This is a genomic window from Pseudomonas sp. E1BtOHC1 (assembly GCF_058744285.1).
This window is the reverse complement of the sequence record NZ_CP196023.1, coordinates 5,227,092-5,247,921: the sequence shown is the minus strand read 5'-3', so window position 1 is coordinate 5,247,921 and position 20,830 is coordinate 5,227,092. Positions and strand designations below refer to the sequence as shown.

Here is a 20,830-nt window from a genome sequence, read left to right as displayed (position 1 = left end):
AAATCGATGACCCTTCCAGTTCGGTCACCAAGACCCAGGAAGATCACGTCACCTATTTGAATTTCGCTTCCGCGCTTCGTTGGCATTTCTGTATCTCCTGGCCGTCATCCCAAAGCCCGCTCAATGAACGGGCTTCAGTGATGCTTTCCAAAGTGCCCCGGGCCCGCTACTGGCGTCAGACCGGGGTTGTTGCGTCAGCGATGTTGGCCAGTTACCCGCCGCTGATTGCAGGGCTGGCGGATCTTCGTCGGTGTGGGCTTCGAGCTTCCTCCGCGTGGCGTCAAACAGCATCTGTTCGCCACGGATCACAGGTCCTTACAACATGCACGCTACAGCTCTGAATGCCCTGCTGAGTGGGGCAGGGTGCATGAGGTCCGGCGTCCCCAGCCGAAGCTATCGGGGACGCTAATTTTTGAATCTGTTTCGCGCCTCCTACCGGGTCATTCGCCAGTTCGGTCAACACCTCGTCCGCCGTCGCAGTTCTGCGCGTTGGTAGCCTTTCGGGGCTATCGGATCGCCGGTCGCCAGTAGTCGCAGCGCGATTTTGTTCACCTGACTTTCTCTCGCCCCACAGGTGTGGCCGGGGCTGACCTCCCAGCGAATCGCTGGGTAATCGTTAATGGCGCAGGTTGTTAAAGAGCGGCGCGGCTTTCGCTGCTGGGCCGGTGTTGCATTGGCTTGGGAGTGATATTAGGCATAGGCTAATTTTATGTAAATAGGTAATGCCTAATTATTTTCGATTAGGCATGAAAAAGCCCGCGCAAGGCGGGCCTGGAGGAGCTATTGGATCAGTCAATGATTGGTGGGTACTTGCCGCTCACCGAGTCTCTGTAGACGATATCGCCAAAGAACTTGTAGCTTTCATGGAGCCTGGCCAGCGCCTCGCGAGCCTCGCTTTTTGATTCGTAAGGTCCGGCTCCCCATTGCCCCTCAACCATGTTGACCAACGGCAGGCCCAGGGACCGGACAGCCTCGTGAAACCGATCAACATCTTCGGGTTTGCATGGGATGGAGGCCACCCAGCCATTTCTGAGTCTTGGGGCTGCAACTGGCTCAACATCAGCCCCGCAGTGCTTGCACTTGATGGCGGCATTCTTGATGGTTTCTGCGCAGGCGGGGCAGGGGCGGGTATCAGTTGTTGTGGCTGCCGACGGAGCAGAGCCTTTACCGCCGAGCATCAAGATAATCAGGCCTGCCAGGGCGATCATCCCGCCGACAATGGTATGTAATTGGCGATCAGCCATAAGCCCAAGATTGTTCACTCTGCCGCCAGATCCAGTAGCGACAGACACGTCCATGCTCAGTGCGAATACGGCCCAGCAAATACCCACCACCAGGGCAAGCGTCCCAATTCCTTTCATTGGACTACTCCTCAAATAGATCTGGAATTTTACCACCCATGGTGCGCAGCCTCCATCGGCGGGGGGCTTGCTGGCCTGGCGGCGGATCGAGTTTGAGGGGAGGCGGCAAGGGCGGATACAAAAAACCCGGCGCTGGGCCGGGCTTTGTACAAGGAGCTGTCTTAGGCTACTAGAGACAATTTTGCACGAATAAGAGAACTTGTGCTACTTGGAAGCGTGGACATAATTGCGCTGATTCTTTTATCAGTAACTCTAATTTTACTTAGTGCTAGCTCTACCTTGGCAATGGCATCGTTAGTCGCAGTTTTTCGACACCACTGTATTGCGAATTTTTTTGAACCTATCTTCTGGTCAATACGCTGTAATTTTCTATCAAGACTGTAAATGTACTTCATCTTGACGGTGTTTACAGACTCTTCACACTCATCGATAAAGCTAAGTTCAACAGTTAAGTGTTCAGCGGTTTTAATGGTCTTGAATTCTAAATATGGACTTTCATACATAGCATCGGCTAGGTCTGAAGGCTGCACTCCATTAAAAAGATGCAGTGCGCTAAGCTCATCTAAGGCATCCTTCAGTAGTTTGTTCATTTCAACATGCCTCGAAGCTCATTAACAATGTGCGGCATCATATCTACGGCATTTAATAGCTGCCTGTTGTCCATCTGATCGCGCGCACCATAGCGTGAGTGTATCTTGGCATTGATGTACATTACAAGCACGCCATCGTTCGGAGTGTCTTTCTTCATGTACTTTAGATGTCTGGCAAACCTAGGGAAAAGCTCTATTCCCTTATCCTCAAGGCCTTTGTCGCTAATCAGGCTTGCGGCAGCGTCTTGAGATTTTTTAACCAGGAGGGCTCTAAGGTCTTTGCGAGCTAGCTCGGGACGCTTTGCAATGAGGTTCGGATTTATTTCTGAGGATGCCTTCTTTAGTTCGGCATCTATTAAAACACTACGTAATTTTTCAATAGTGGATAGGTCTAGAGCCGGACCTGAGGTTTGTAGTGTTTCAAGTTGCTTGTCTGCTGACTGCGAGATCTCTAATCGCTTTTTTTCGAATAGCTCATTAAAGTCTATGTCGTCCAGGTAGGAATCCGTTTGTCCTGCAAAAACGTCTTCTGTACTTATACCTGCTAGAGCGTTATCTCGTTCAGTGTATTCGTATTCGCTGAATTCATACTCTCTAGTGCGCTGATGCTTGGCTCGGTCGACTTCTGTTTGGAATGCTTGCCACATTACATCAAGCCCCGTTTCCTGATGAAAGACTATCAGTGCGTTGTTATCTATCTCAAATGCTTTAATTTCGTCTTCTGGTATCGCTCGCAGCACCCGGCCGACGATTTGAGCAAACGCATTCAGGCTTCGATAAGGGCGAAAAAGCGCAAGGACAGTGAGGTAGCGATGGTCATACCCCTCCATGAGCATGTTCACCGAAACAACAACCTCGCATTCATGGTTTTCAATTTTCCGGAACGCTTGCTCTTGGTCTTCCTCGCTCATCTCGCTGTGAATTGTAACTACTGTGGTACCGAGCTCTTCATACCACGAGTGAAGATCGTTGGCGTGACGAATGCTGCATCCCACAGCAAGGATTTTATGAGGTACAGAGGGAGATTCACTTTTAAGCTCTCTGAGCTTGGAGTAGCTGTGTTGAATGACGTCTTTAGAGCATGCTTCTGACAATGCGACACTTTTTTCAAGCCACTCTCTGTCTTTTAATTGAAGCACCTCTTCTTTGGAGAAGCTGCGCCCAGGATACGCGGCTAACGTGAAAGATAAGTTGTGTGCATTGACGGTTTCCTTACGAAGCCATTTTACGTATCTGTCACGCATTACTTCAGATAGCTGCGTTTCGTGAATTAGCTCGCCTGGAAGCTCTTGATTGTCACCCCGAAAAGGAGTCCCCGTTAAGAATAGTTTTTTGGCTGCGCTAAAATAGCTTAAAGTTTTAGTCCAGCTTTCTGCCGGTGCATGATGAGCCTCATCAACTATAATTAAATCGAAATAATTTTTGGGCACTCGATCCACAAGGCTGTTGCCTCTTGTACTATAGACTTGGTGGATGTTGGTGTACACCATGTTGCATGTATCAAGGTTGGCTATGAGCGTGCTTGAGTCATACTCTGTGATCGCCGGAAGGTCATCTGGGTCTAGTAGGACATTGCAATTTACCCAGAAATTATCCTCCAAGGCTTCCTGGGTTTTTCTTATGCTGTTTTTTGTTACTAGTCCAGGCGTAATTATCAATACTCTACCATTCGCAACACCATAGGGTGCTATTGAAATTAGGCCGCTTTTGCCTGTACCAGTTGGTAGCACTACTAATGCTTCGCCGTTAGGATTGTCTGAAAAGTATTTTTTTATTTGTAAGTAAGCTTCTATCTGGGGTGAGCGAAGTTTGCTATTACCTTCGATGTTTGCGACTGTGTGTTGGTAGTAATTCATATAAGTCCCTTTATGATGATAATTACGCACTATGTTTTCGTTAGATTCGTGGTAGCTCACGCTGCTCTATACGCACGACCCCATCTACCTTCGCTCATCGCTGTGCACCATAGAGGTGGTTCAGCACTATCAGCTCAAGAACAGCCACCATCACGCAGAATGCAACAAAGCCTCGCGTGAATACCCTGCGAGGCTTTTCGTAAGGCTGGAGACCAGCAAGACCACCGAGAAGGTCGGATAGAAAATCGAGCAGCCCCATCAGTCATCTGCCTCGTTGTTAATACACCCAGTGTTCGGCTGGGACGTGTACGTTTCAATGGAGAACCCTACGGCTCTCTCCAATTCTGACACGATCCAGTGCCCGGTTTAGTGCGTCCAACGCATCGAGGAGGGCTTTCGCCTCAGTCTCTCGTCCATCACCCCAAAGCCGCTCAGCCATTCTGTTGAGGGCCTGGATGGATCGCTCGATATCAGCAGCAGTTGCTGCTTTGCTGTGCGATGGTTGTTTCTTTGGCATTCAACACTTCCGTGGAGCTGGAGAATCAGCGAGCAAACATCCCCCACCAGAACACATGACCCAGAATTGAAATCTGTTGTTCCTGGGCTTCGGCGAAGGTGTAATCCTCATCCGGATGCTCGTCACGATTGAAGCTTCGCAGACGCAAACCAGTGGGCAGGCGATAGACCTGCTTCACGCGCAGCTGGCCGTTGTGATTGATCGCGTAGAGGTCGCCATCGACGATATCGCCAAGCGAGTTCTTGCCGGTGTTCACGCCTACCGTGGCGCCATCACGCAGTACTGGAAACATGCTGTTGCCGCGGACGATCACGCACTTGGCATTGTTGAACTGCACATTGTTGCGGCGCAGATCACTCTTGAAGAAGCGCAGCTTGGCGGTATCGCTTTCTTCGATCACAAACCGGCCAGAGCCGGCTGCCAGCTCAACTTCGCGCAGGAAGGGGACGTAGACCTCGTCGTCAGGGAGCGGGGTTGTGTCATCCCAGGTCTCGATGCTGGAGAGCTTGACGCTAGCCTTTGGTGACGAGTCGTAGACAGCTGGAGCTTCAGCGACGCTCAGAATATCCCCCATGCGTTCGCTCAACCCCCAGTGCGCAGGGGTAACGACATCCGAGAAATACTCAATCAGCTCCATCAGCTTAGATTTGTCGATTCGCCCCGTCTTCACCCAGCCTTGGACAGAGGGGCCCGCCACGCCGAAATCTTCGGCGAGCTTTTTCTTTGTAACGCCTTTGGCGACCCGAGCTCGCTCGATGGCTGCGCCTAATTCTATTCCTGTAAGCATTGCCTAATTAAGCCTAGTCCGCTGCCGAGTAGGCAATGGCTTGTTAGTGATTAGCTAATGCCTTATATTTGGCGCATGACAAACCGGAGAAAACCCATGACACCAGCAGAAGCGGTTCGGAAGGCAGCCGGGATTTTGGGCAGCCAAACAGCGCTGGCCAGCCGTCTTGATGTTCGAACCCCGACTGTTAGCCAGTGGTGTTCGGGAGATCGGCCCGTTCCGGCAGCAAGGGCGCTTCAAATTGAGGCGCTTACAGGTGGCGAAGTTAAGAGGGGGCAGCTTTGCCCTTCGTTTCCCTGGGGCGAGATGGTCGCTTGAGCGATTGCCCCGTCCACCTCCTCAGTAAGTCCAGATTAGAAGAGTGCAGTCTCCATGAATACGTCCAGTTCAAGACACAACGTGCAAACCCGTGACCAGGTGTTGGTGGCGCATGCCGCAAACCAGATCGCCCGTACCAGCCTGAGTCAGGACGCTTTCGCCCAAGCGCTGAGTCGTGAAATCTGCCTGCGTGTTCCCGCCGCCAAGATAATTCAGGCAAAGGTCCCGGACTTTAATGAGCTGGCGCGCATGAACGATGTGGGGGAGTTCGTTAAGGCAACAGGCCGCTGGCTGAAGCGCGTTCAGCGCTGGCTCTCCGGCGATCAGGAAATGCCGTCGTGGCTGGAAGAGTCATGGGTGAACGCTCTGGAGCCGGAGTTTCGCGACAACTGCATCAACGAATTGGCTGGCCGTCATGGCTTGACCGGCGCCCGCCAGATGCAGAGCTATCAATGTGCCAATAAAAGCTTTGGTGCGCTGATCCGCGCCCTGGGCGATGTGATCGATACCGGCAGCGAGGTCTTTGACGACCAGGTGATGTGCGAAGAGGACTTGCCGCATCTGCCGGCGTTCGCTGAACAGTGCCGCCAAGTTGAAGCTCGAGCAGGGGAGCTTGGCCGAAAGGCTGAAGCGCTGATCGCAAAACACCGACCGAATCTGAAACTTGCCTGAATCCCGGGCACAAAAAAGCCGGGATTGCGCCCCGGCTGATTCATTACCACTTGATGAGGCCGATTATGCAGAGCCAACCCAATTCCAGCAATACCCCTACCAATATCGCGCCACGTTTTCAGAGCTCGCAAAACGTGGCGCGGACTATGTCGTCTGTCGAGATCGCCGAACTGACCGGAAAGCTGCACAAGAACGTGCTGGCTGATATCCGTTCGATGCTCGCTGAGCTCGAAATCGACTCGGCTGATTTTTCAGCCCAGTACAAGGACAGCACCGGGCGCTTCCTGCCGTGCTTCAACCTCGACCGAGAGATGACCGACACGCTGCTGACCGGCTACAGCGCCAAGATGCGCCTGGCCGTAGTTCGCCGCTGGCGTGAGCTGGAGGCAGCCATTGCCCAGCCACGCGAGCTTTCCCGCATGGATCTGATCCAGCTTGCCTTTGAGGCCGAGCAGGCCCGGCTTCAGTTGACCATCCAGGTTGAAGCCCAGGCCACCAAGATCCATTCCCTGGAGAACCTGTTCAAGGAAGGCATGACCCACACCCAGTTCTGCAAGGGCCTCAATGGGGTCAACGTCATGCAGGTTGGCAAGTACCTGGAGGGCCGGAGCTGGCTCTACAACGAGAACAAGTCCGGCCTGCGCCTTCGTGTGGCGTCCTACGCCCGCGACAAGTACATGACCGAGCATCAGCACGAAGTCACTCCCCACGGCAAAGAAGCCTTCATTTCCTTCACGCCAGTCTTGCTCAAGAAGGGCGCGGTGCGCCTGTACGGCCTGTACCTGGCCGGCGAGCTGCCTATGAAAAAGACCTGGGACGGCCTGTTCACTCACGACAAGGCTATTCGAGGTGCTGCTTGAAGCCTGGTAGCCATCAATTCGGGCCGAAGGTGATGCCATGACCTTCCAAGAACTGCTCGATCGTCCTATCGCATTCCAGCGCGCGTTCGTGACTCTGGGTGTGGGCATTACAGGGGCCCTGATGCTGTCCCAAGCCATCTATTGGTCAAATCGTACCGATGACCAGGACGGCTGGTTCTACAAGACCATGGAGGAGTGGGAGGCCGAGACGGGCATGACGCGTTCGGAGCAGGAGAGTGCGCGCAAGAAGTTGGTCAAGGTCGGGGCGCTGCAGGAGATGAAAAAGGGCGTCCCGTGCCGTCTGTTTTACCGGGTCAACATCGAAGCCATTCGCGCAAACTTGTCTGCGGAAAACCCGCAATCCAGTTTGCAGGAATCCTGCAAACAAGGATGCAGCAAGCCCGCAAGCAAGCGTGCTAGAAAGCCGCAGGCTATTACAGAGACTACAGCAGAGATTACCCCAGAGATTACGGCAGATACTTTGCCGCCCAGCTCTGGCGAGCCGGCTGCATCCGGTGGGTTGGTGGTGCTTGATCGCATCGAAGTGCCCCGAGTCGAAATTCCCGCTGACATGCCGGGCCCGAAAGACCAAACCTGCAAAACCTTCAAGGCCTGGGCCAACTACGCCATGGCTTACCGCAAGCGCCACGGCGCATGGCCGGTGTGGAACGCCAAGGTCGCCGGACAGTTGGGCCAGGTCATCGACCGCCTTGGCATTGACGTTGCACACCACGTCGCCGCGTATTTCCTGACCATCAACGATGCTCGGGTGGTTTCGAATATGCACAGCATCGGCGACCTGCTGGCCAAGGCCGAGGCGTACCACACCCAATGGGTCACCAATCGCCAGATGAACGGGACTGCGGCTCGGCAGATCGAGCAGACCCAAACCAACTTCAGCGCTGCCGAGCAGGCCCTTGAAGCGCTTCGAGCTAAGAGGGTTGCGACCCATGCTGAATGACGCACAGCAAGAACAATTGCTCCTGTCCCTGTTTGCCACTGCCGAGGTGATGGGGCAGCAGCTCACCCAGGCCGCAGCATTGCTGATGGTTGAGGACCTGCGCGAATACACCGAGCCTGTGCTTACCGCAGCGCTTCGTAACTGCCGAATCGAAGGTGGCCGACTCACGGTTGCATCGATCCTGAAGCATGCCCAGTCGGCTGATGGGCGCCCGGGAAAGGATGAGGCTTGGGCCATTGCCATGACCACGAGCGACGAGTTCGAAACCGTGGTGCTGACCGACGAGATCCATCTGGCCCTGGTTGCGGCGAAGCCCATCTTGGATGGCGGCGACAAAATCGGCGCACGCATGGCGTTCATCGACGCCTACCAGCGGTTCGTGAGTCAGGCCCGAGAGGATGCGAAACCAGTCAGCTGGCACGTATCCGTAGGCTTCGACGCCAACCGTCGCATCCAGGCTGTGACCAAAGCGATGGAGCTGAAACGCATCCCGCGCGAACACGCCCAGAAGTACCTGGCGGACCTGAGTGTCGAGCCGATCACCGAGGATGGTCGGGCTATCGCGGGTTTGCTTACCGGCACAGTCACCCGGCCGGAGCCTGCGCTTCGCCAGAAATTGGAGCTCGTGAAAAGCTCGATGTTGGAAATGCGCAAAGCCAGCGCAGAGCAGAAGGACGAGATACGAATTGCAGCAGACAATGAGTTGGCTGATCGCCGGGCCCTGCTGATCAAGCAGGCGCAGGAACTGGAAGCGAAGAGGGCGGCGCAATGACCAAGCCAGCCAAGCCCCGCCCAATGCCCGTGTACCTGGTTCTGCGCCGCCTGGTAGACCCTGCCACTGGCAAGGAAGTTGCCGCGTTCGTGCCGTCCTCCGATGCCGATCGGTCGATCCTTCGAGAGCGTGAGTTTCGGATCAACACGAAGATCCGCGCCGACCTCAAACAGCCACGCAACCCACGGTTTAACGGTTTGGTCCACGGCTTGGGCCGGGTACTGAGCCAGAACATCGACCGCTTCTCTGGCAAGCAGTCCCACGACGCGATCAAGGCTCTGCAACTGGAGTCGGGCGTGTACTGCGACGAGGAGCGGTTCGACATCCCCGGCCTGGGTCAGCTCACCCGTAAGACGCCGCGCAGCCTTTCCTACGACTCAATGGGAGAGGAGGTGTTCCAAGACTTCTGGCGCCAGTGCTGTGCGTACCTGGTGTTGAATGACTGGCCGTCGCTCACGGAAGAGCGCTTGACCGAAATGGCTGAGTTCGAAGCATTCAAGGAGGCCGCGTGAAGCGCACCCCACTACAGCGCAAAACCCCGCTCACGTCCGTCGGCAAGCGTCGCAAGCGCTGTCCATCTTGCCGGGTTATGTTCACGCCCGTACGCGCCTCCCAGGCTGTGTGCGGGGAGATCGAGTGCGCCATCGCTCATGGCCAGTCAGAGATGGGGCAGGCAAGCGCCCGGAAAGCCATGGCTGATGTCGAGCGCCGGGAGATCAAGGTCCGTAAGGAGAAGCTGAAGAGTCGCGCGGATCATGCAAGGGAGGCTCAGGCGGTAATCAATCGCTATGTGCGCCTGCGTGATGCGCACTTGGGGTGTATCAGCTGCGACAAGCCGGCCTCATGGGGCGGTCAATGGCACTGTTCGCATTTCCGCAGCGTCGGCGCTGCTAAGCACCTCCGGTTCAACCTTTGGAACATGAACAAGTCCTGCTCCCAATGTAACGCCCACCTGAGCGGAAACATCATGGTTTACCGGCCGCGACTGGTCGAGAAGATCGGCTCGGAAAAGGTGGAGTGGTTGGAGTGCAACCAGGACCAGGTCCGCCATGAGGTCGACTACCTGAAGAGGCTGAAGTCCGTCTTCACCAAAAAAATCAAAAGGCTTGAGGCGCGAATCCAATGCAATGCAGCGTAGTGAATTGCGGTCGTGCCGCTATGTACAAGACCGCCCAGCTTTGCCAGATGCACTACTTCCGGGTGATGCGGAACGGTACAACCGACAAGCTTCCCACAAGTCGGCAGCGGCGGGTCATCACGCCGAATGGGTATGTCCGCGTATTCGAGCCGGGTCATCCGCTAGCCGACAAAGGCGGATATGTCTTCGAGCATCGCCACGTCATGTGGGCGGAGGTTGGGCCGGGCGGCAGAGATTGTGAGTTGTGCGGAAAGCATGAGAGCTGGCTTACCTGTCACGTCGATCACATCGACGACGACCGTAAGAACAACGAGCGCTCCAATCTGAGGATTCTCTGTCGTGGCTGCAACGTGAAGCGCGGCTTTACCCCAGAGAGTCATGCCAACCGCAGTGATGTCGGTCTGATCGAGTTTGAGGGCAAGCGGAACACGGCCACTCAATGGGGAATGGACCCGCGCGTCAAGGTCACTGGCGCAACCATCATGAGGCGGAAAAGGCAGGGCATGTCCGATTACGACGCCTTGTTCGCTCCCAAGAAAACTCACAACGGGAGAGGGCGATCATGAAAGCCATCAAGGCCGACTACCGCGAAAAGACCAAAGAACTGAAGAAGGGGATCGCAGCATGAAGCTGATCAACGCAAGGCAGGTATGGACAGAGGCTCAGCACGAATCGAACGCGTCGATCAGCGCTGCGGCAATTGAGCGGGCCGAGTCGGCATCGGTGAAGACTGGCGGCCGTATCGGCAAGCGCGAGGTGCAGTTCCCGGCGCTGGGCAGCGAGAAAGGGGAGGAGGCGGCGCGCTTTGCTGTACCTGGGCAGCGCATCAGCATCAGCGAGACGCGCCGCACGCCGATTGGTCGGTCCACAGCCCGCGCTGCGCACCTGGCCACAATCGGAAAGGTACTGCGCGCCATCGATACGCTGCCGTTCCAGGTGCAGCAGTTCGGGCACTACCTGTACCACCCAGCGATGAATATGCGACACCTACTGAACGCGGTGCTGCTGATTACCGCCAAGGCCCAGTTGCCAGACCTGACATCGGCCAAGCGAGTGAAGGCTCAATACCTGGTAACCCTGGCCCTGCAGTCCTACAAGGGAGAGGCGCACGGCGCGGCAGAGTGGGGGCCGGCCCGGGTCGCCTCTGAGATGAAGGAGTTCTTCGGTGTCACTATCGAGCCTAAGCATTGGAGTCGTGACTGGCTCGCCTTATGGGAATCACTAAAAGCAGTGATCAAGGAAGTGGATATTCAGGCTCAACAGCCGATCTGGCAGGTGATTCACTCGGAAAATGATGAAAAGGCGGCATAAAGATATTGACATGGTGGGGTTTTGAGCGTACTTTTCCCATAGTGCACAAGTAACGCGAAACGCACACGAACCCTGAACCCGGCCAAGCGCCGGGTTTTTTATTACTCCGATTTCAGCAGAATGATTTTTGTAGGGGCGGGCTGTAGTATGAAAAATACTGTTTGCATGTACAGTATTTTGCTGAGATAGTAATTTCACTCCTCGGGTGTATCAGAAGCGAAACCCACCGCGTTGCTGGTGTTTACTTTCTCGACTCGTGTGAAGGCCTTGAGCCTCGAGCAATCGCCTTTGAGCGACATGAGTGCGGAAATCTCCGCAATCACTTACTCGACTCAAAGGTGAAAATCATGGAACCAGTAACACTTGGCCAGAAGTTCATTTCTGCCAACGTCACACGGAAACAACAGCTTATTGCACCGTCTGCGAACGTTAATGGAATCATTCTGCGTACTACTCAGATCGTAGGCAGTAGCCTCTCGTTTATTTCGACCGGTACAGCTGAGCCTTCTTATTGGAGTGGTCCTGGTGTCCCGGTGCTGTTGATGGCGTGGTCAAGTTCAGAGACACTCCCAAATCCAGTCTATCTACCTCCTGGTAACGGCCTCTGGGCTTATGAGAATAATGGCCAACTTCTGGTCTTTATTACTTATGATGTGTTGCCCGCGCCCAGCGCCCAAAACGTGGACTAGTTTCCATTAGGCAGTCACTGAAAGCCAAGAGCTTCAACCCATCGCCTTTGAGCGACATGAAAGCGGAATTTCCCGCAACTAATCATTCCATTCAAAGGTGGCAAAATGAACGCAGTAACTATGGGTAAGCACTTCACTACACTGCACCCGAACGGGATTGTGGAGATTGTATCGGCAGCACAAAACACTGGTGGTCTGATCATCCAGACTGGTCTGATCGCCCCCTCGAACGGTACCGTTGATCTATACGTAGGGCCGACCGGTTCTTCCCTTGCCGATTCAGCAATCATTTTCTCCGCCAACGGTTCTCGTATCACGAATAGCAACTCGGAGGTTGTTATGCCGTACCCGATTCGCATCCCTGCGGGCAAAGCGCTGTGGACGTACTCGTCTACTCCGGGTGGCGCAATCGCATTGACCTGGGACTTGCTGGCTTAACGGTGCCTCCTGCTCCATAAGCCTGGATGAAATAGAAAAGCCCGGACCTGTACCGGGCTTTTTTGTGCCTCTGAGGAAAGCCGCTACCAAGTGGACGCTTTCCCGGATGTCTTTCGGATTTCCTGCAGCCAGGGCAACCTCACGGAAAGCCTGGACACTGATAAGCCGGCAAGTGCAGTGCAACGGAAAAACACCGGCAGCCCGCGCACCCTTACCTCACCATTGCTGTCGGGGTGGCGCGAGACTGGGTCTGGCGAGATCGATGCAATGGGGCGTCGACGTCGGGAAGGTCCTTGGCAGACAGCGCGGAAAGACGCGCGCACCTATTCAGGCCTCGGCATCCGCCGGGGTTTTTTCGTTTGCGCTCCCCGAAAGGGAGGAACAGAGATGGCCAAAATGCCAGAAAAGAACCCCGATCTATGGGCGGCAGCGCTGGCATGGTTTGCGGCCCATCAGCCACAGATCTATGCAGGCGGTACGGCTGCCATTGTTGCCGTATTCCGAGTTATCTATGGCGGTGGCAGCAGACGCAAGATGGTACTGGAAGCTGTCATCTGCGGCCTGATCGGTTCCAGCCTTATCCCGTTGCTTGAGTACTTCACGCTCCCGGCCAACCTGGCCACCTTCGCTGGCTGCATGGTCGGCTTTGTTGGAGTAGAGAAGCTGCGGGACTACTCCGATCGGTTCATGAGTCGTAAGGCTGAGGGCTGATCCGCGACACGTTTTCGAATGCGCCAAATCGTGGCGCGGCAATTGGTAATGCTGGCGATTGAGTTACCCTTTGAGACATTCAGCCACGTTCTCTAGGTAGCACTCATGTCGCGATTCGAGGTTTCCAGCAATGGGCAGCATATCGGTTGGTCCGATCTGGAGCTCGGCGACCCGCCCATGGGGGTCGCTTTTGGTGTATTTGTTCCAGGCCCCGGCTACTCCCGCATCCAAGACCAAGTGCTAGCCTCTACTCAGCGTGATCAGAGGCACTTCAACTTTACGGTGCGTATTGTTGGAGGAGAGGAGATTCGCGCCTCTGGCGCGTCCATCGCTGACTACTCGGCCGATTGTGGGGCTGATGGAATAGAGATAGTCGTTCTGGGCATCGAGTACCCTGACTATGCTGAAGTCTTTCCTGAGCATGTTGAGGCGTATCGACGCCAATTTGAGATCTGAGCTTGCATCAGGAAATAAGTGCGCTGGAAGAGTGGGTGTGCCGCAGCTGAGTGCGGCACGGTTTGATCAAACTTTCAGGGCTTCCTGAATCCGGTCTGCGTATTGCTTGAGATTATTGAACTCTGCGGCCAGATCAACTGGTGTGGAACTGCTTGCGCGGGCCGCAATTATTTCGAGTGCAGCAGCCACTGCATGAGTACGACGCCCAGTGCTTGCCGTTCCAGCCAGCACTCCGTGCTTTCCTACCTCTGACATGCTGCTCTCCAAGTGATTGGTTGATTTTAACCAATACCTGTAGCGCGTAACTATTTCAAGTTCGAGGTGACCCGTGGATAGGCCATACCCTCCCTCGTCGCTGCTTGAGCTGTCTGATCTATCCGACTTCGGTATCCGGCTGACTCCAGCCCCTGAAGTCTGGGAATGGCTCCAGGCCGAGATCCTTGCTGACGCGGGCAGCATCCATAACGAAGACCATGCCCACCTACTGGATGCAGACATCCAGATCATGTGGGCATCGTCGAGCTTCGAGAAGCAGGGCCGCATAGTCCTGGGTCAGGCTGAGCAAGTGGCGTTCCGCGCTGGAGGTTGGCAGAAGGCGCGGATGGAGCAACAGATGCGTGATTGGTTTGGCGATGTCCCGGCCTTCATCATCACCCTGGCGGCTGACTACTGCGCTCAGTGCAGCGACGCTGAGTTCTGCGCTCTGATCGAACACGAGCTCTACCACATTGCTCAGGCGACCGATAAGTACGGTCAGCCAGCTTTCACCCAGGAAGGCGCACCCAAGCTGAAGCTACGTGGCCATGACGTCGAGGAGTTCGTCGGTGTGGTCCGCCGCTATGGTGCGAGCCCTGACGTTCAGGCGCTGGTAGACGCTGCAAACAATCCTGCTGAGGTGGGGAAATTGAACATATCGAGGGCCTGCGGAACCTGTCTGCTCAAGTCGGCCTGATTTTGGACAGGTTTGGACGGATGAACGCCTATGGCAGCCCTATCAAGTGAGGTGAAGATCTTCGTAATTCAGGCCTTGGCCTGCTTCGATACGCCCTCCCAGGTAGTCGAGTCGGTCCAAAAGGAATTCGGCCTGTCTATCACCCGCCAGCAGATTGAATCGCATGACCCGACGAAGGTGTCCGGGAAAGGGCTCGCGGTTAAGTGGAAGCAGCTGTTTGAAGATACCCGCAAGCGCTTCCGAGAGGACACGGCAGATATCCCTATCGCCAACCGCGCGTTTCGCCTCCGCGGCTTGGCCCGGATGGCCGAGAAGGCCGAGAACATGCGCAACCTGGCCCTGACTGCCCAGCTTTACGAGCAGGCCGCCAAGGAGTGCGGCGATATGTACGTCAACCGGGCCCGCAAGGAAGAGCCGGACGACGAGCCGCAGATCCCGACCCGCATCCAGGTCGATGTGGTGGATGCGAGGAAACCGAATGCCGAGCCTTAACATTCCCCAGGCTCAGTTTCTCACGCTGCCCCACAAGTTCCGCGCCTTCGTTGCCGGCTTTGGCTCGGGTAAGACCTGGGTAGGCTGCTCCGCGCTGAGCAAACACTTTATGGAGTGGCCCGGCGTCAACGCTGGCTACTTCGCGCCAACCTATCCGCAGATCCGGGACATCTTCTATCCGACCATGGATGAAGTGGCCTACGACTGGGGGCTGAAGACCAAGATCAACCAGGCGAACCATGAGGTTCATATCTACAGCGGCCGGCAATGCCGTGGCACTGTGATCTGTCGGTCGATGGAGAAGCCCCAGACCATCGTCGGCTTCAAGATCGGCCACGCCCTGGTGGATGAGCTGGACGTGCTGACGTCGATCAAGGCTCAGCAGGCCTGGCGCAAGATCATTGCCCGTATGCGCTACAACCTGCCGGGCCTGAAGAACGGGGTAGACGTCACCACGACGCCTGAGGGCTTCAAGTTCGTCTTCCAGCAGTTCGTGAAGCAACTGCGCGACAAGCCGGCGCTCAAGGAGATGTATGGCCTGGTCCAGGCCAGCACCTTCGACAACGAGCTGAACCTGCCCGACGACTACATCCCGTCGCTGATGGAGTCATACCCCGAGCAACTGATCAGGGCCTACCTGAACGGCCAGTTCGTCAACCTGACGTCTGGGTCGATCTACCACGCCTACGACCGGAAGCTGAACCAGTGCTTCGACACGGTCCAGGCTGGCGAGCCGCTGTTTATCGGGATGGACTTCAACGTCGGCAAGATGGCGGCGATCACCCACGTCAAACGCGACCAGGGGCTGCCCAGGGCAGTCGATGAGCTGATCGATGGCTACGACACGCCGGACATGATCCGCCGCATCAAGGAGCGCTACTGGCAGCACGACGGCAACGACTTCAAGAAGACGTGCGAGATCAGGATCTACCCGGACGCTTCGGGCGACTCCCGCAAGTCGGTCAACGCCAGCATGACGGACATCGCCATGCTCAAACAGGCCGGTTTCTCTGTCATCGCGCCGGCGGCCAACCCGCCAGTCAAGGACCGGATCAACGCCATGAACGCCATGTTCTGCAATGCCCAGGGCGAGCGGCGTTACCTGGTGAACCCGTTTACCTGCCCGACCTACGCCGACGGCCTGGAGCAGCAGGTATGGGCGGCCAATGGCGAGCCCGACAAGTCACAAGGAAACGACCACGCCAACGATGCCGGCGGGTACTTCATCCACAAAGAGTTCCCGATCGTTAAGCCGATCACCTCGCTGAACATGGGATTTGCCCGATGACAGACGTCACCTTCACCCGCCCCGAGTACGACGCGGCGCGGAACCGCTGGCGCTTGGTGCGCGACGTCTGCAAGGGTTCGGAAACCATCAAGGCTGCCGGCGAGCGATACCTGCCGAGGCCCAATGCTCACGACAAGAGCAAGGAGAACCGGGAACGCTACGACGGCTACAAACAGCGGGCGGTGTTCTACAACGCCACCGGCCGGACCAAGCACAGCCTGGTGGGCGCCGTATTCCGTACCTGGCCGACGCTGACGGTCCCGGGCGCGCTCGATTACGTGGCCAAGGATGTCGATGGCCAGGGCGTGAGCATCTATCAGCAGTCCCAGTCAGTGATTGGGCACCTGCTCGAGGTGGGCCGTCACGGGCTGCTGGTGGACTACCCGCAAGTTGATGGTCAGGCTGTGAGTGTTGCCGATATGGCGTCTGGCCGTGTCCGTTCGACGATCAGCAGCTACCCGACGGAAGCGATCAAGAACTGGAAGACTCGCAAGGTAGGTGGCCAGCATCTTCTGAGCCTGGTGGTTCTGGAGGAGAAGGTCGATGTCGACACCGATGATGGCTTCGGCAGCAAGCAGGTAACCCAGTATCGCGTGTTGCGTCTGGATGCCGAAGGAAACTACACCCAGGAGGTGTGGGAGGAGGGCTCGGGTCAGGCCTCCATGGTCATCGCCCCTTTTACCCCGTTGAACGGCACGGGCCAGCGGTGGAGGGTGATCCCTTTCCAGTTCCTGGGAAGCGAGAACAACGACGCGAGCATCGACGACTCCCCACTGTACGACATGGCCGAGATCAACATCGGGCATTACCGCAACAGCGCTGACTACGAGGACGCGGCTTACCTGATGGGCCAGCCCCAGGTGTACATGGCTGGCCTTGATGAGCAGTGGGTGAAGATGCTGGAAGAGAAGGGGATCTACTTCGGTTCACGGGCCATTCTGCCGCTGCCCCAGAACGGAACCGCCGGCATTCTCCAGGCCCAGGCCAACACCATGATCAAGGAAGCCATGGACACCAAGGAGGATCAGTTGATCGCCCTCGGCGCCAGGTTGATCGAGCGTGGTAGTGCAGTGAAGACAGCCACTCAGGCCGACAACGACAGCGCCGCCGAGCACAGCGTGCTGTCCTTGATCGTGAGCAACGTCAGCGAGGCCTATTCGCAGTGCCTGGAATGGATGGGCGAGTTCCTCAACGTCGTCGGCGAATCGCTCTACAAGCTGAACCAGGACTTCACTCAGATCAGTCTCGACCCTGCGATCCTTTCTGCCTTGTTCAATGCTGTGCAGGGCGGCCGGTTGCCTGAGGCTGACTTCTGGCAGTACCTGCGCGACCGCGGTGTTATCGATCCGGAGAAGACCGACGACGAGATCCGGGATGAGCTGCAGACTGCTGATGCGGGCCCGCAACTGGATGACCTGACCGGAGGGGCTGATGATGGCGGCAAACCAAGCGACCCTTGATGCAACCATCCGGCACGCCGTCTTCCTTGAGCAGCTGAAATCGGGAGAGGTCGAGAAGTTCGGCCCCTTTCTCAAGGAGATCGACAGATCGATCCGTGACCGCCTGGCACGCGCTGACCTCACTGATTACACCGCCCGGCGCCTTGAGGTGCTGCTGCAGGAAGTCGACAGCCTGCTGCTGGGCATCTTCGACCGGTACAGCGAGAAGCTGAACCTGGATCTGGTCGACATCGCCAACTATGAGGCGCAGTTCGAGGCTACCAGCCTGACTAGGGCGGCGCCGGTGGGTGTGTCCTTTGAAGCTGCTGTCCCAGGCGCTGCAGCGATCAGGACGGCGATCCTTTCCAATCCGCTCAGTGTGCGCGGCGTGGACGGCGGCAAGCTGCTCAAGTCGTTCATTGATGGCTTCACGGCCACCGAGCGGCAACGCCTCACGGGCGCGATCTGGCAGGGCTTCTTCGAAGGGCAGACCAACTTCCAGATCATCAAGAACATCCGCGGGACCAAGGCGCTCAACTACAATGACGGCATCCTGGCCACGACCAACCGCAACGCCGGCGCCATTGTGCGGACGGCAGTGCAGCACGTCGCTACTCAGGCGCGCATGGAAACGCTGAAAGAGAACCCCGACGTCGTCCAGGCCGTGGAGTGGGTCAGCACGCTGGATTCGAAGACCACGCCTCAGTGCCGAACGCTCGACAAACATCGGTTCAAGCTGACCGAAGGGCCCAGGCCGCCGATCCACATCAACTGTCGCTCGACGGTGGTGGCGGTGACCAGGTTCAGCGCGCTGTTCGCCAAGGACGCTACACGGGCATCTGTCGGTGAGGATGGACCGCAGCAGGTGAGGGCCGACCTTAGCTATTACGAGTGGCTCAAGCAGCAGCCGGCAGCATTCCAAGACAAGGCGATTGGCCCTAAGCGCGCCAGGTTATTCCGCGAGGGTGGCCTGAGTGTGGAGCGCTTTGCAGAGCTGCAGCTTGATCGGAGTTTCAAGCCGTTGACTCTGAAGCAGATGAGGACACTTGAGCCGCTGGCATTTCAATCTGCGGACCTTTAGTATTTTGGAAATTGCTAGGGATTGCGTATGACCAAACTATTTAATCTTCCGCCGGAAGAAATATCGCATTTGTTGCGTTTCTATTGGTTTATTTTGAAGGCGAACAAAGAAACTGATCCGGACAAAATCATCGCGAATAAAGTGCATATAGAAAACCTGGTTGCGAGGCAGCTCTCCCGCAAAAACTTACCCGATAAAGACTTGAAAGAAATCGTTTGGTTTATAGCTGGGTCAAAAGACCTGCTCAAGACTCTGGAGACGCGACGACGCCTTACACCAATGATTTCTGATATTCATCGGGAGGTAAGAGCCGCTTATCCCAATAATCTTTACGAGCCCGCCACAGCCAGCGCCATTGACATACTAATTTATTAATCAGTCCGACCCGCTAACGCGGGTTTTTTTATGCCCGCAGGCAGGGCCTGCGCCTAAGTCTCAGGGAGACACCCCATGCTGAAATTCCAACTGGATACCCTAGAAGGGGTAGACGAATCCGTGCGCGCTTTTTACACCGAGAAGGATGGCAAGTACGTCCTGGGCATTGAAGGGTTGCCTCAGCCTGAAGATGTATCTGGCCTGAAGTCGAAGGTTGAAGAGCTGCTGGCCGAGAAGAAGTCCGAAGCCGACAAGCGCAAGGCTGCTGAAGAACAGGCTCGCTTGGAGCGCGAAGAGGCGCTGCGCAAGTCTGGCAACGTCGAGGAACTCGAGAAGTCCTGGTCCGAGAAATACAGCCGCCGCGAGGCAGAGCTGAATGGCCAGCTCGAGTCGGAGCGCAGCACCCTGCAGGGCCAGATCCGGGATCTGACCGTGGGGCGTACTGCTACCGAGATTGCAACCACCCTGGCCATCCAAGGCAGTGCAAAGGCACTGCTTCCTCATATCGAACGCCGACTGAGCGTCGAGCAGCGCGATGGTAAGCCAACCGTCGTGGTGCTGGATGCGGCCGGCAAGCTCTCTGCAACCACGCTGGAAGAGCTGAAGAATGAATTCACCAAAGACCCTGCGTTCGGTCCTCTGATCGCAGGCAGCAAGGCATCTGGCGGCGGGGCCGGCGGTGCTGGCAATAGCGGTGGGGCCGCTCTGAAACGTTCCGAAATGTCCTCTGTCGCCAAGCGTGAGTTCATCACTGCAAACGGCCAGGACGCCTACCTGAAATTGCCCAAATAATGGAGTAACCCATGGGGACTACCGTCACCTCGGACATGATCGTCTACAACGATCTCGCCCAAACCGCTTACCTGGAGCGTATCCAGGACGTGATCGACATCTTCAATACCTCCTCCAACGGCGCCCTGGTTCTGGACAACGAACTGATCGAGGGCGACCTGCGCAAGCGCGCCTTCTACAAGCTCGGCGGCTCTATCGCTCACCGCGATGTCAACTCGACCGCCGCGGTGGCCGGCCAGAAGATCGGCTCCGGCGAAATGGTCGGCGTGAAGGTGCCGTTCAAGTACGGTCCTTACGAGACCACCGAAGAGGCCTTCAAGCGTCGCGCACGCTCGCCGGAAGAGTTCTCCGAACTGGTGGGTCAGGACTATGCCGACGCAGTGCTGGAAGGCTACATTCAGTACGCAATGGCCGCACTGAAGGCTGCCATCGGTGCCAACCCCAACATGGTCACCAAGGCCAGCTTCGCCACTGACGGCAAGAAGGCGCTGACCAAGGGCATGCGCAAGTTCGGCGACCGATTCGGCCGCATTGCGTTGTGGACCATGGACTCGGCAACCTACTTCGACATGGTGGACCAGGCCATCACCGAGAAGGTCTACGAAGAAGCTGGCGTGGTTATCTACGGTGGCCAGCCCGGCACCATGGGCAAGCCCGTTCTGGTATCGGACACGATTCCGACCGAAGCCATCTTCGGCCTGCAGGCTGGGGCAATCAAAATCACTGAGTCGCAGGCCCCGGGCTTCCGTTCGTACCCCATCAACACCCAGGAGAACTTGGCGATGGGCTTCCGCGCTGAGGGCACCTTCAACCTGGACCTGCTTGGCTACAGCTGGAAGGACGCCACCGGTGGGGTGAACCCGAACCTGGCCGCGATCGGCGCGGGTGCCAACTGGACCAAATACGCCACCAGCGACAAGGTCACCGCCGGCGTTCTGATCGACCTGTCCGCGCCTTAATCAGCGCCTTCCTCA

General features: G+C 56.5%; 26 protein-coding genes. 21 read left to right on the top strand and 5 right to left on the bottom strand.

What is annotated here, in order from left to right:
• Positions 1 to 788: 788 nt before the first annotated feature.
• The 5 genes from ACSSVC_RS23525 to ACSSVC_RS23505 all read right to left on the bottom strand — a co-directional run bounded on the left by ACSSVC_RS23525 (position 789) and on the right by ACSSVC_RS23505 (position 5,111).
• On the bottom strand, positions 789 to 1,361 hold the full coding sequence (locus tag ACSSVC_RS23525; protein ID WP_404938966.1) for a hypothetical protein: 573 nt from the start codon (positions 1,359 to 1,361) through the stop codon (positions 789 to 791).
• A 161-nt stretch (positions 1,362 to 1,522) separates the two neighbouring features.
• Positions 1,523 to 1,951, bottom strand: coding sequence for a hypothetical protein (locus tag ACSSVC_RS23520; protein ID WP_404938968.1), 429 nt, complete (start codon positions 1,949 to 1,951; stop codon positions 1,523 to 1,525).
• Positions 1,948 to 3,867 (bottom strand): DEAD/DEAH box helicase, encoded by a 1,920-nt coding sequence (locus tag ACSSVC_RS23515; RefSeq protein ID WP_276494843.1) that lies wholly within the window; start codon positions 3,865 to 3,867, stop codon positions 1,948 to 1,950. The genes ACSSVC_RS23520 and ACSSVC_RS23515 overlap by 4 nt, the downstream gene beginning before the upstream one ends.
• A gap of 253 nt (positions 3,868 to 4,120) precedes the next feature.
• Complete coding sequence (locus tag ACSSVC_RS23510; protein WP_276494844.1) at positions 4,121 to 4,324, bottom strand: hypothetical protein; 204 nt, start codon at positions 4,322 to 4,324, stop codon at positions 4,121 to 4,123.
• A 25-nt stretch (positions 4,325 to 4,349) separates the two neighbouring features.
• Positions 4,350 to 5,111 (bottom strand): LexA family transcriptional regulator, encoded by a 762-nt coding sequence (locus ACSSVC_RS23505; protein WP_404938974.1) that lies wholly within the window; start codon positions 5,109 to 5,111, stop codon positions 4,350 to 4,352.
• 57 nt (positions 5,112 to 5,168) lie between these two features.
• Here ACSSVC_RS23505 and ACSSVC_RS23500 point away from each other — a divergent pair, with 57 nt between their 5' ends.
• The 21 genes from ACSSVC_RS23500 to ACSSVC_RS23400 all read left to right on the top strand — a co-directional run bounded on the left by ACSSVC_RS23500 (position 5,169) and on the right by ACSSVC_RS23400 (position 20,815).
• Complete coding sequence (locus ACSSVC_RS23500; RefSeq protein WP_324608107.1) at positions 5,169 to 5,429, top strand: transcriptional regulator; 261 nt, start codon at positions 5,169 to 5,171, stop codon at positions 5,427 to 5,429.
• A 54-nt stretch (positions 5,430 to 5,483) separates the two neighbouring features.
• Positions 5,484 to 6,101, top strand: a complete 618-nt coding sequence (locus tag ACSSVC_RS23495; protein WP_404938976.1) for a DUF8585 domain-containing protein — start codon at positions 5,484 to 5,486, stop codon at positions 6,099 to 6,101.
• A gap of 65 nt (positions 6,102 to 6,166) precedes the next feature.
• A complete protein-coding gene (locus ACSSVC_RS23490) occupies positions 6,167 to 6,961 on the top strand; it encodes a Rha family transcriptional regulator (RefSeq protein ID WP_492611479.1) in 795 nt (264 codons plus the stop codon).
• A gap of 37 nt (positions 6,962 to 6,998) precedes the next feature.
• Positions 6,999 to 7,922, top strand: coding sequence for a phage replication protein (locus tag ACSSVC_RS23485; protein ID WP_492611478.1), 924 nt, complete (start codon positions 6,999 to 7,001; stop codon positions 7,920 to 7,922).
• Positions 7,912 to 8,694 (top strand): hypothetical protein, encoded by a 783-nt coding sequence (locus ACSSVC_RS23480; protein WP_492611477.1) that lies wholly within the window; start codon positions 7,912 to 7,914, stop codon positions 8,692 to 8,694. The genes ACSSVC_RS23485 and ACSSVC_RS23480 overlap by 11 nt, the downstream gene beginning before the upstream one ends.
• Positions 8,691 to 9,206 carry a hypothetical protein gene (locus ACSSVC_RS23475; RefSeq protein WP_492611476.1) on the top strand — a complete coding sequence of 172 codons (516 nt, stop codon included), beginning with the start codon at positions 8,691 to 8,693 and terminating at the stop codon, positions 9,204 to 9,206. Before ACSSVC_RS23480 ends, ACSSVC_RS23475 begins: the two co-directional genes overlap by 4 nt.
• A complete protein-coding gene (locus tag ACSSVC_RS23470) occupies positions 9,203 to 9,832 on the top strand; it encodes a recombination protein NinG (protein WP_492611475.1) in 630 nt (209 codons plus the stop codon). Before ACSSVC_RS23475 ends, ACSSVC_RS23470 begins: the two co-directional genes overlap by 4 nt.
• A 20-nt stretch (positions 9,833 to 9,852) precedes the next feature.
• On the top strand, positions 9,853 to 10,398 hold the full coding sequence (locus ACSSVC_RS23465; RefSeq protein ID WP_492611474.1) for an HNH endonuclease signature motif containing protein: 546 nt from the start codon (positions 9,853 to 9,855) through the stop codon (positions 10,396 to 10,398).
• Positions 10,399 to 10,456: 58 nt separating this feature from the next.
• Positions 10,457 to 11,143: a hypothetical protein gene (locus ACSSVC_RS23460; RefSeq protein ID WP_492611473.1), complete on the top strand. Its 687-nt coding sequence runs from the start codon at positions 10,457 to 10,459 to the stop codon at positions 11,141 to 11,143.
• 347 nt (positions 11,144 to 11,490) lie between these two features.
• Positions 11,491 to 11,832: a hypothetical protein gene (locus ACSSVC_RS23455; protein WP_241109389.1), complete on the top strand. Its 342-nt coding sequence runs from the start codon at positions 11,491 to 11,493 to the stop codon at positions 11,830 to 11,832.
• 105 nt (positions 11,833 to 11,937) lie between these two features.
• Positions 11,938 to 12,270, top strand: a complete 333-nt coding sequence (locus ACSSVC_RS23450; RefSeq protein WP_305949609.1) for a hypothetical protein — start codon at positions 11,938 to 11,940, stop codon at positions 12,268 to 12,270.
• Positions 12,271 to 12,657: 387 nt separating this feature from the next.
• Positions 12,658 to 12,981, top strand: a complete 324-nt coding sequence (locus ACSSVC_RS23445; RefSeq protein ID WP_443693250.1) for a phage holin, lambda family — start codon at positions 12,658 to 12,660, stop codon at positions 12,979 to 12,981.
• A gap of 105 nt (positions 12,982 to 13,086) precedes the next feature.
• A complete protein-coding gene (locus tag ACSSVC_RS23440; RefSeq protein ID WP_492611472.1) occupies positions 13,087 to 13,437 on the top strand; it encodes a hypothetical protein in 351 nt (116 codons plus the stop codon).
• A 328-nt stretch (positions 13,438 to 13,765) separates the two neighbouring features.
• Positions 13,766 to 14,389 carry a putative metallopeptidase gene (locus ACSSVC_RS23435; protein WP_492611471.1) on the top strand — a complete coding sequence of 208 codons (624 nt, stop codon included), beginning with the start codon at positions 13,766 to 13,768 and terminating at the stop codon, positions 14,387 to 14,389.
• Positions 14,390 to 14,419: 30 nt separating this feature from the next.
• Positions 14,420 to 14,881, top strand: coding sequence for a DUF2280 domain-containing protein (locus tag ACSSVC_RS23430; RefSeq protein ID WP_492611470.1), 462 nt, complete (start codon positions 14,420 to 14,422; stop codon positions 14,879 to 14,881).
• Positions 14,868 to 16,169: a terminase large subunit domain-containing protein gene (locus ACSSVC_RS23425; protein WP_161466360.1), complete on the top strand. Its 1,302-nt coding sequence runs from the start codon at positions 14,868 to 14,870 to the stop codon at positions 16,167 to 16,169. Before ACSSVC_RS23430 ends, ACSSVC_RS23425 begins: the two co-directional genes overlap by 14 nt.
• Positions 16,166 to 17,629, top strand: coding sequence for a DUF4055 domain-containing protein (locus tag ACSSVC_RS23420; RefSeq protein WP_492611469.1), 1,464 nt, complete (start codon positions 16,166 to 16,168; stop codon positions 17,627 to 17,629). Before ACSSVC_RS23425 ends, ACSSVC_RS23420 begins: the two co-directional genes overlap by 4 nt.
• Positions 17,604 to 18,689: a minor capsid protein gene (locus ACSSVC_RS23415; RefSeq protein ID WP_492612584.1), complete on the top strand. Its 1,086-nt coding sequence runs from the start codon at positions 17,604 to 17,606 to the stop codon at positions 18,687 to 18,689. Before ACSSVC_RS23420 ends, ACSSVC_RS23415 begins: the two co-directional genes overlap by 26 nt.
• Positions 18,690 to 18,716: 27 nt before the next feature.
• A complete protein-coding gene (locus tag ACSSVC_RS23410; protein ID WP_492611468.1) occupies positions 18,717 to 19,064 on the top strand; it encodes a hypothetical protein in 348 nt (115 codons plus the stop codon).
• A gap of 75 nt (positions 19,065 to 19,139) precedes the next feature.
• Complete coding sequence (locus ACSSVC_RS23405) at positions 19,140 to 19,856, top strand: hypothetical protein (protein WP_492611467.1); 717 nt, start codon at positions 19,140 to 19,142, stop codon at positions 19,854 to 19,856.
• Positions 19,857 to 19,867: 11 nt separating this feature from the next.
• The gene (locus tag ACSSVC_RS23400; RefSeq protein WP_492611466.1) at positions 19,868 to 20,815 is read left to right on the top strand and encodes a major capsid protein; all 948 of its coding nucleotides are present in this window, start codon (positions 19,868 to 19,870) and stop codon (positions 20,813 to 20,815) included.
• Positions 20,816 to 20,830 lie beyond the last annotated feature (15 nt).

Excerpts from the sequence above, each read along its gene's own strand:
- ACSSVC_RS23525 (WP_404938966.1), bottom strand. The coding sequence starts at position 1,361 with ATGAAAGGAATTGGGACGCTTGCCCTGGTGGTGGGTATTTGCTGGGCC.
- ACSSVC_RS23520 (WP_404938968.1), bottom strand. The coding sequence starts at position 1,951 with ATGAACAAACTACTGAAGGATGCCTTAGATGAGCTTAGCGCACTGCAT.
- ACSSVC_RS23510 (WP_276494844.1), bottom strand. The coding sequence starts at position 4,324 with ATGCCAAAGAAACAACCATCGCACAGCAAAGCAGCAACTGCTGCTGAT.
- ACSSVC_RS23505 (WP_404938974.1), bottom strand. The coding sequence starts at position 5,111 with ATGCTTACAGGAATAGAATTAGGCGCAGCCATCGAGCGAGCTCGGGTC.
- ACSSVC_RS23500 (WP_324608107.1), top strand. The coding sequence starts at position 5,169 with ATGCCTTATATTTGGCGCATGACAAACCGGAGAAAACCCATGACACCA.
- ACSSVC_RS23495 (WP_404938976.1), top strand. The coding sequence starts at position 5,484 with ATGAATACGTCCAGTTCAAGACACAACGTGCAAACCCGTGACCAGGTG.
- ACSSVC_RS23490 (WP_492611479.1), top strand. The coding sequence starts at position 6,167 with ATGCAGAGCCAACCCAATTCCAGCAATACCCCTACCAATATCGCGCCA.
- ACSSVC_RS23485 (WP_492611478.1), top strand. The coding sequence starts at position 6,999 with ATGACCTTCCAAGAACTGCTCGATCGTCCTATCGCATTCCAGCGCGCG.
- ACSSVC_RS23480 (WP_492611477.1), top strand. The coding sequence starts at position 7,912 with ATGCTGAATGACGCACAGCAAGAACAATTGCTCCTGTCCCTGTTTGCC.
- ACSSVC_RS23475 (WP_492611476.1), top strand. The coding sequence starts at position 8,691 with ATGACCAAGCCAGCCAAGCCCCGCCCAATGCCCGTGTACCTGGTTCTG.
- ACSSVC_RS23465 (WP_492611474.1), top strand. The coding sequence starts at position 9,853 with ATGTACAAGACCGCCCAGCTTTGCCAGATGCACTACTTCCGGGTGATG.
- ACSSVC_RS23460 (WP_492611473.1), top strand. The coding sequence starts at position 10,457 with ATGAAGCTGATCAACGCAAGGCAGGTATGGACAGAGGCTCAGCACGAA.
- ACSSVC_RS23455 (WP_241109389.1), top strand. The coding sequence starts at position 11,491 with ATGGAACCAGTAACACTTGGCCAGAAGTTCATTTCTGCCAACGTCACA.
- ACSSVC_RS23450 (WP_305949609.1), top strand. The coding sequence starts at position 11,938 with ATGAACGCAGTAACTATGGGTAAGCACTTCACTACACTGCACCCGAAC.
- ACSSVC_RS23445 (WP_443693250.1), top strand. The coding sequence starts at position 12,658 with ATGGCCAAAATGCCAGAAAAGAACCCCGATCTATGGGCGGCAGCGCTG.
- ACSSVC_RS23440 (WP_492611472.1), top strand. The coding sequence starts at position 13,087 with ATGTCGCGATTCGAGGTTTCCAGCAATGGGCAGCATATCGGTTGGTCC.
- ACSSVC_RS23430 (WP_492611470.1), top strand. The coding sequence starts at position 14,420 with ATGGCAGCCCTATCAAGTGAGGTGAAGATCTTCGTAATTCAGGCCTTG.
- ACSSVC_RS23425 (WP_161466360.1), top strand. The coding sequence starts at position 14,868 with ATGCCGAGCCTTAACATTCCCCAGGCTCAGTTTCTCACGCTGCCCCAC.
- ACSSVC_RS23420 (WP_492611469.1), top strand. The coding sequence starts at position 16,166 with ATGACAGACGTCACCTTCACCCGCCCCGAGTACGACGCGGCGCGGAAC.
- ACSSVC_RS23415 (WP_492612584.1), top strand. The coding sequence starts at position 17,604 with ATGGCGGCAAACCAAGCGACCCTTGATGCAACCATCCGGCACGCCGTC.
- ACSSVC_RS23410 (WP_492611468.1), top strand. The coding sequence starts at position 18,717 with ATGACCAAACTATTTAATCTTCCGCCGGAAGAAATATCGCATTTGTTG.
- ACSSVC_RS23405 (WP_492611467.1), top strand. The coding sequence starts at position 19,140 with ATGCTGAAATTCCAACTGGATACCCTAGAAGGGGTAGACGAATCCGTG.
- ACSSVC_RS23400 (WP_492611466.1), top strand. The coding sequence starts at position 19,868 with ATGGGGACTACCGTCACCTCGGACATGATCGTCTACAACGATCTCGCC.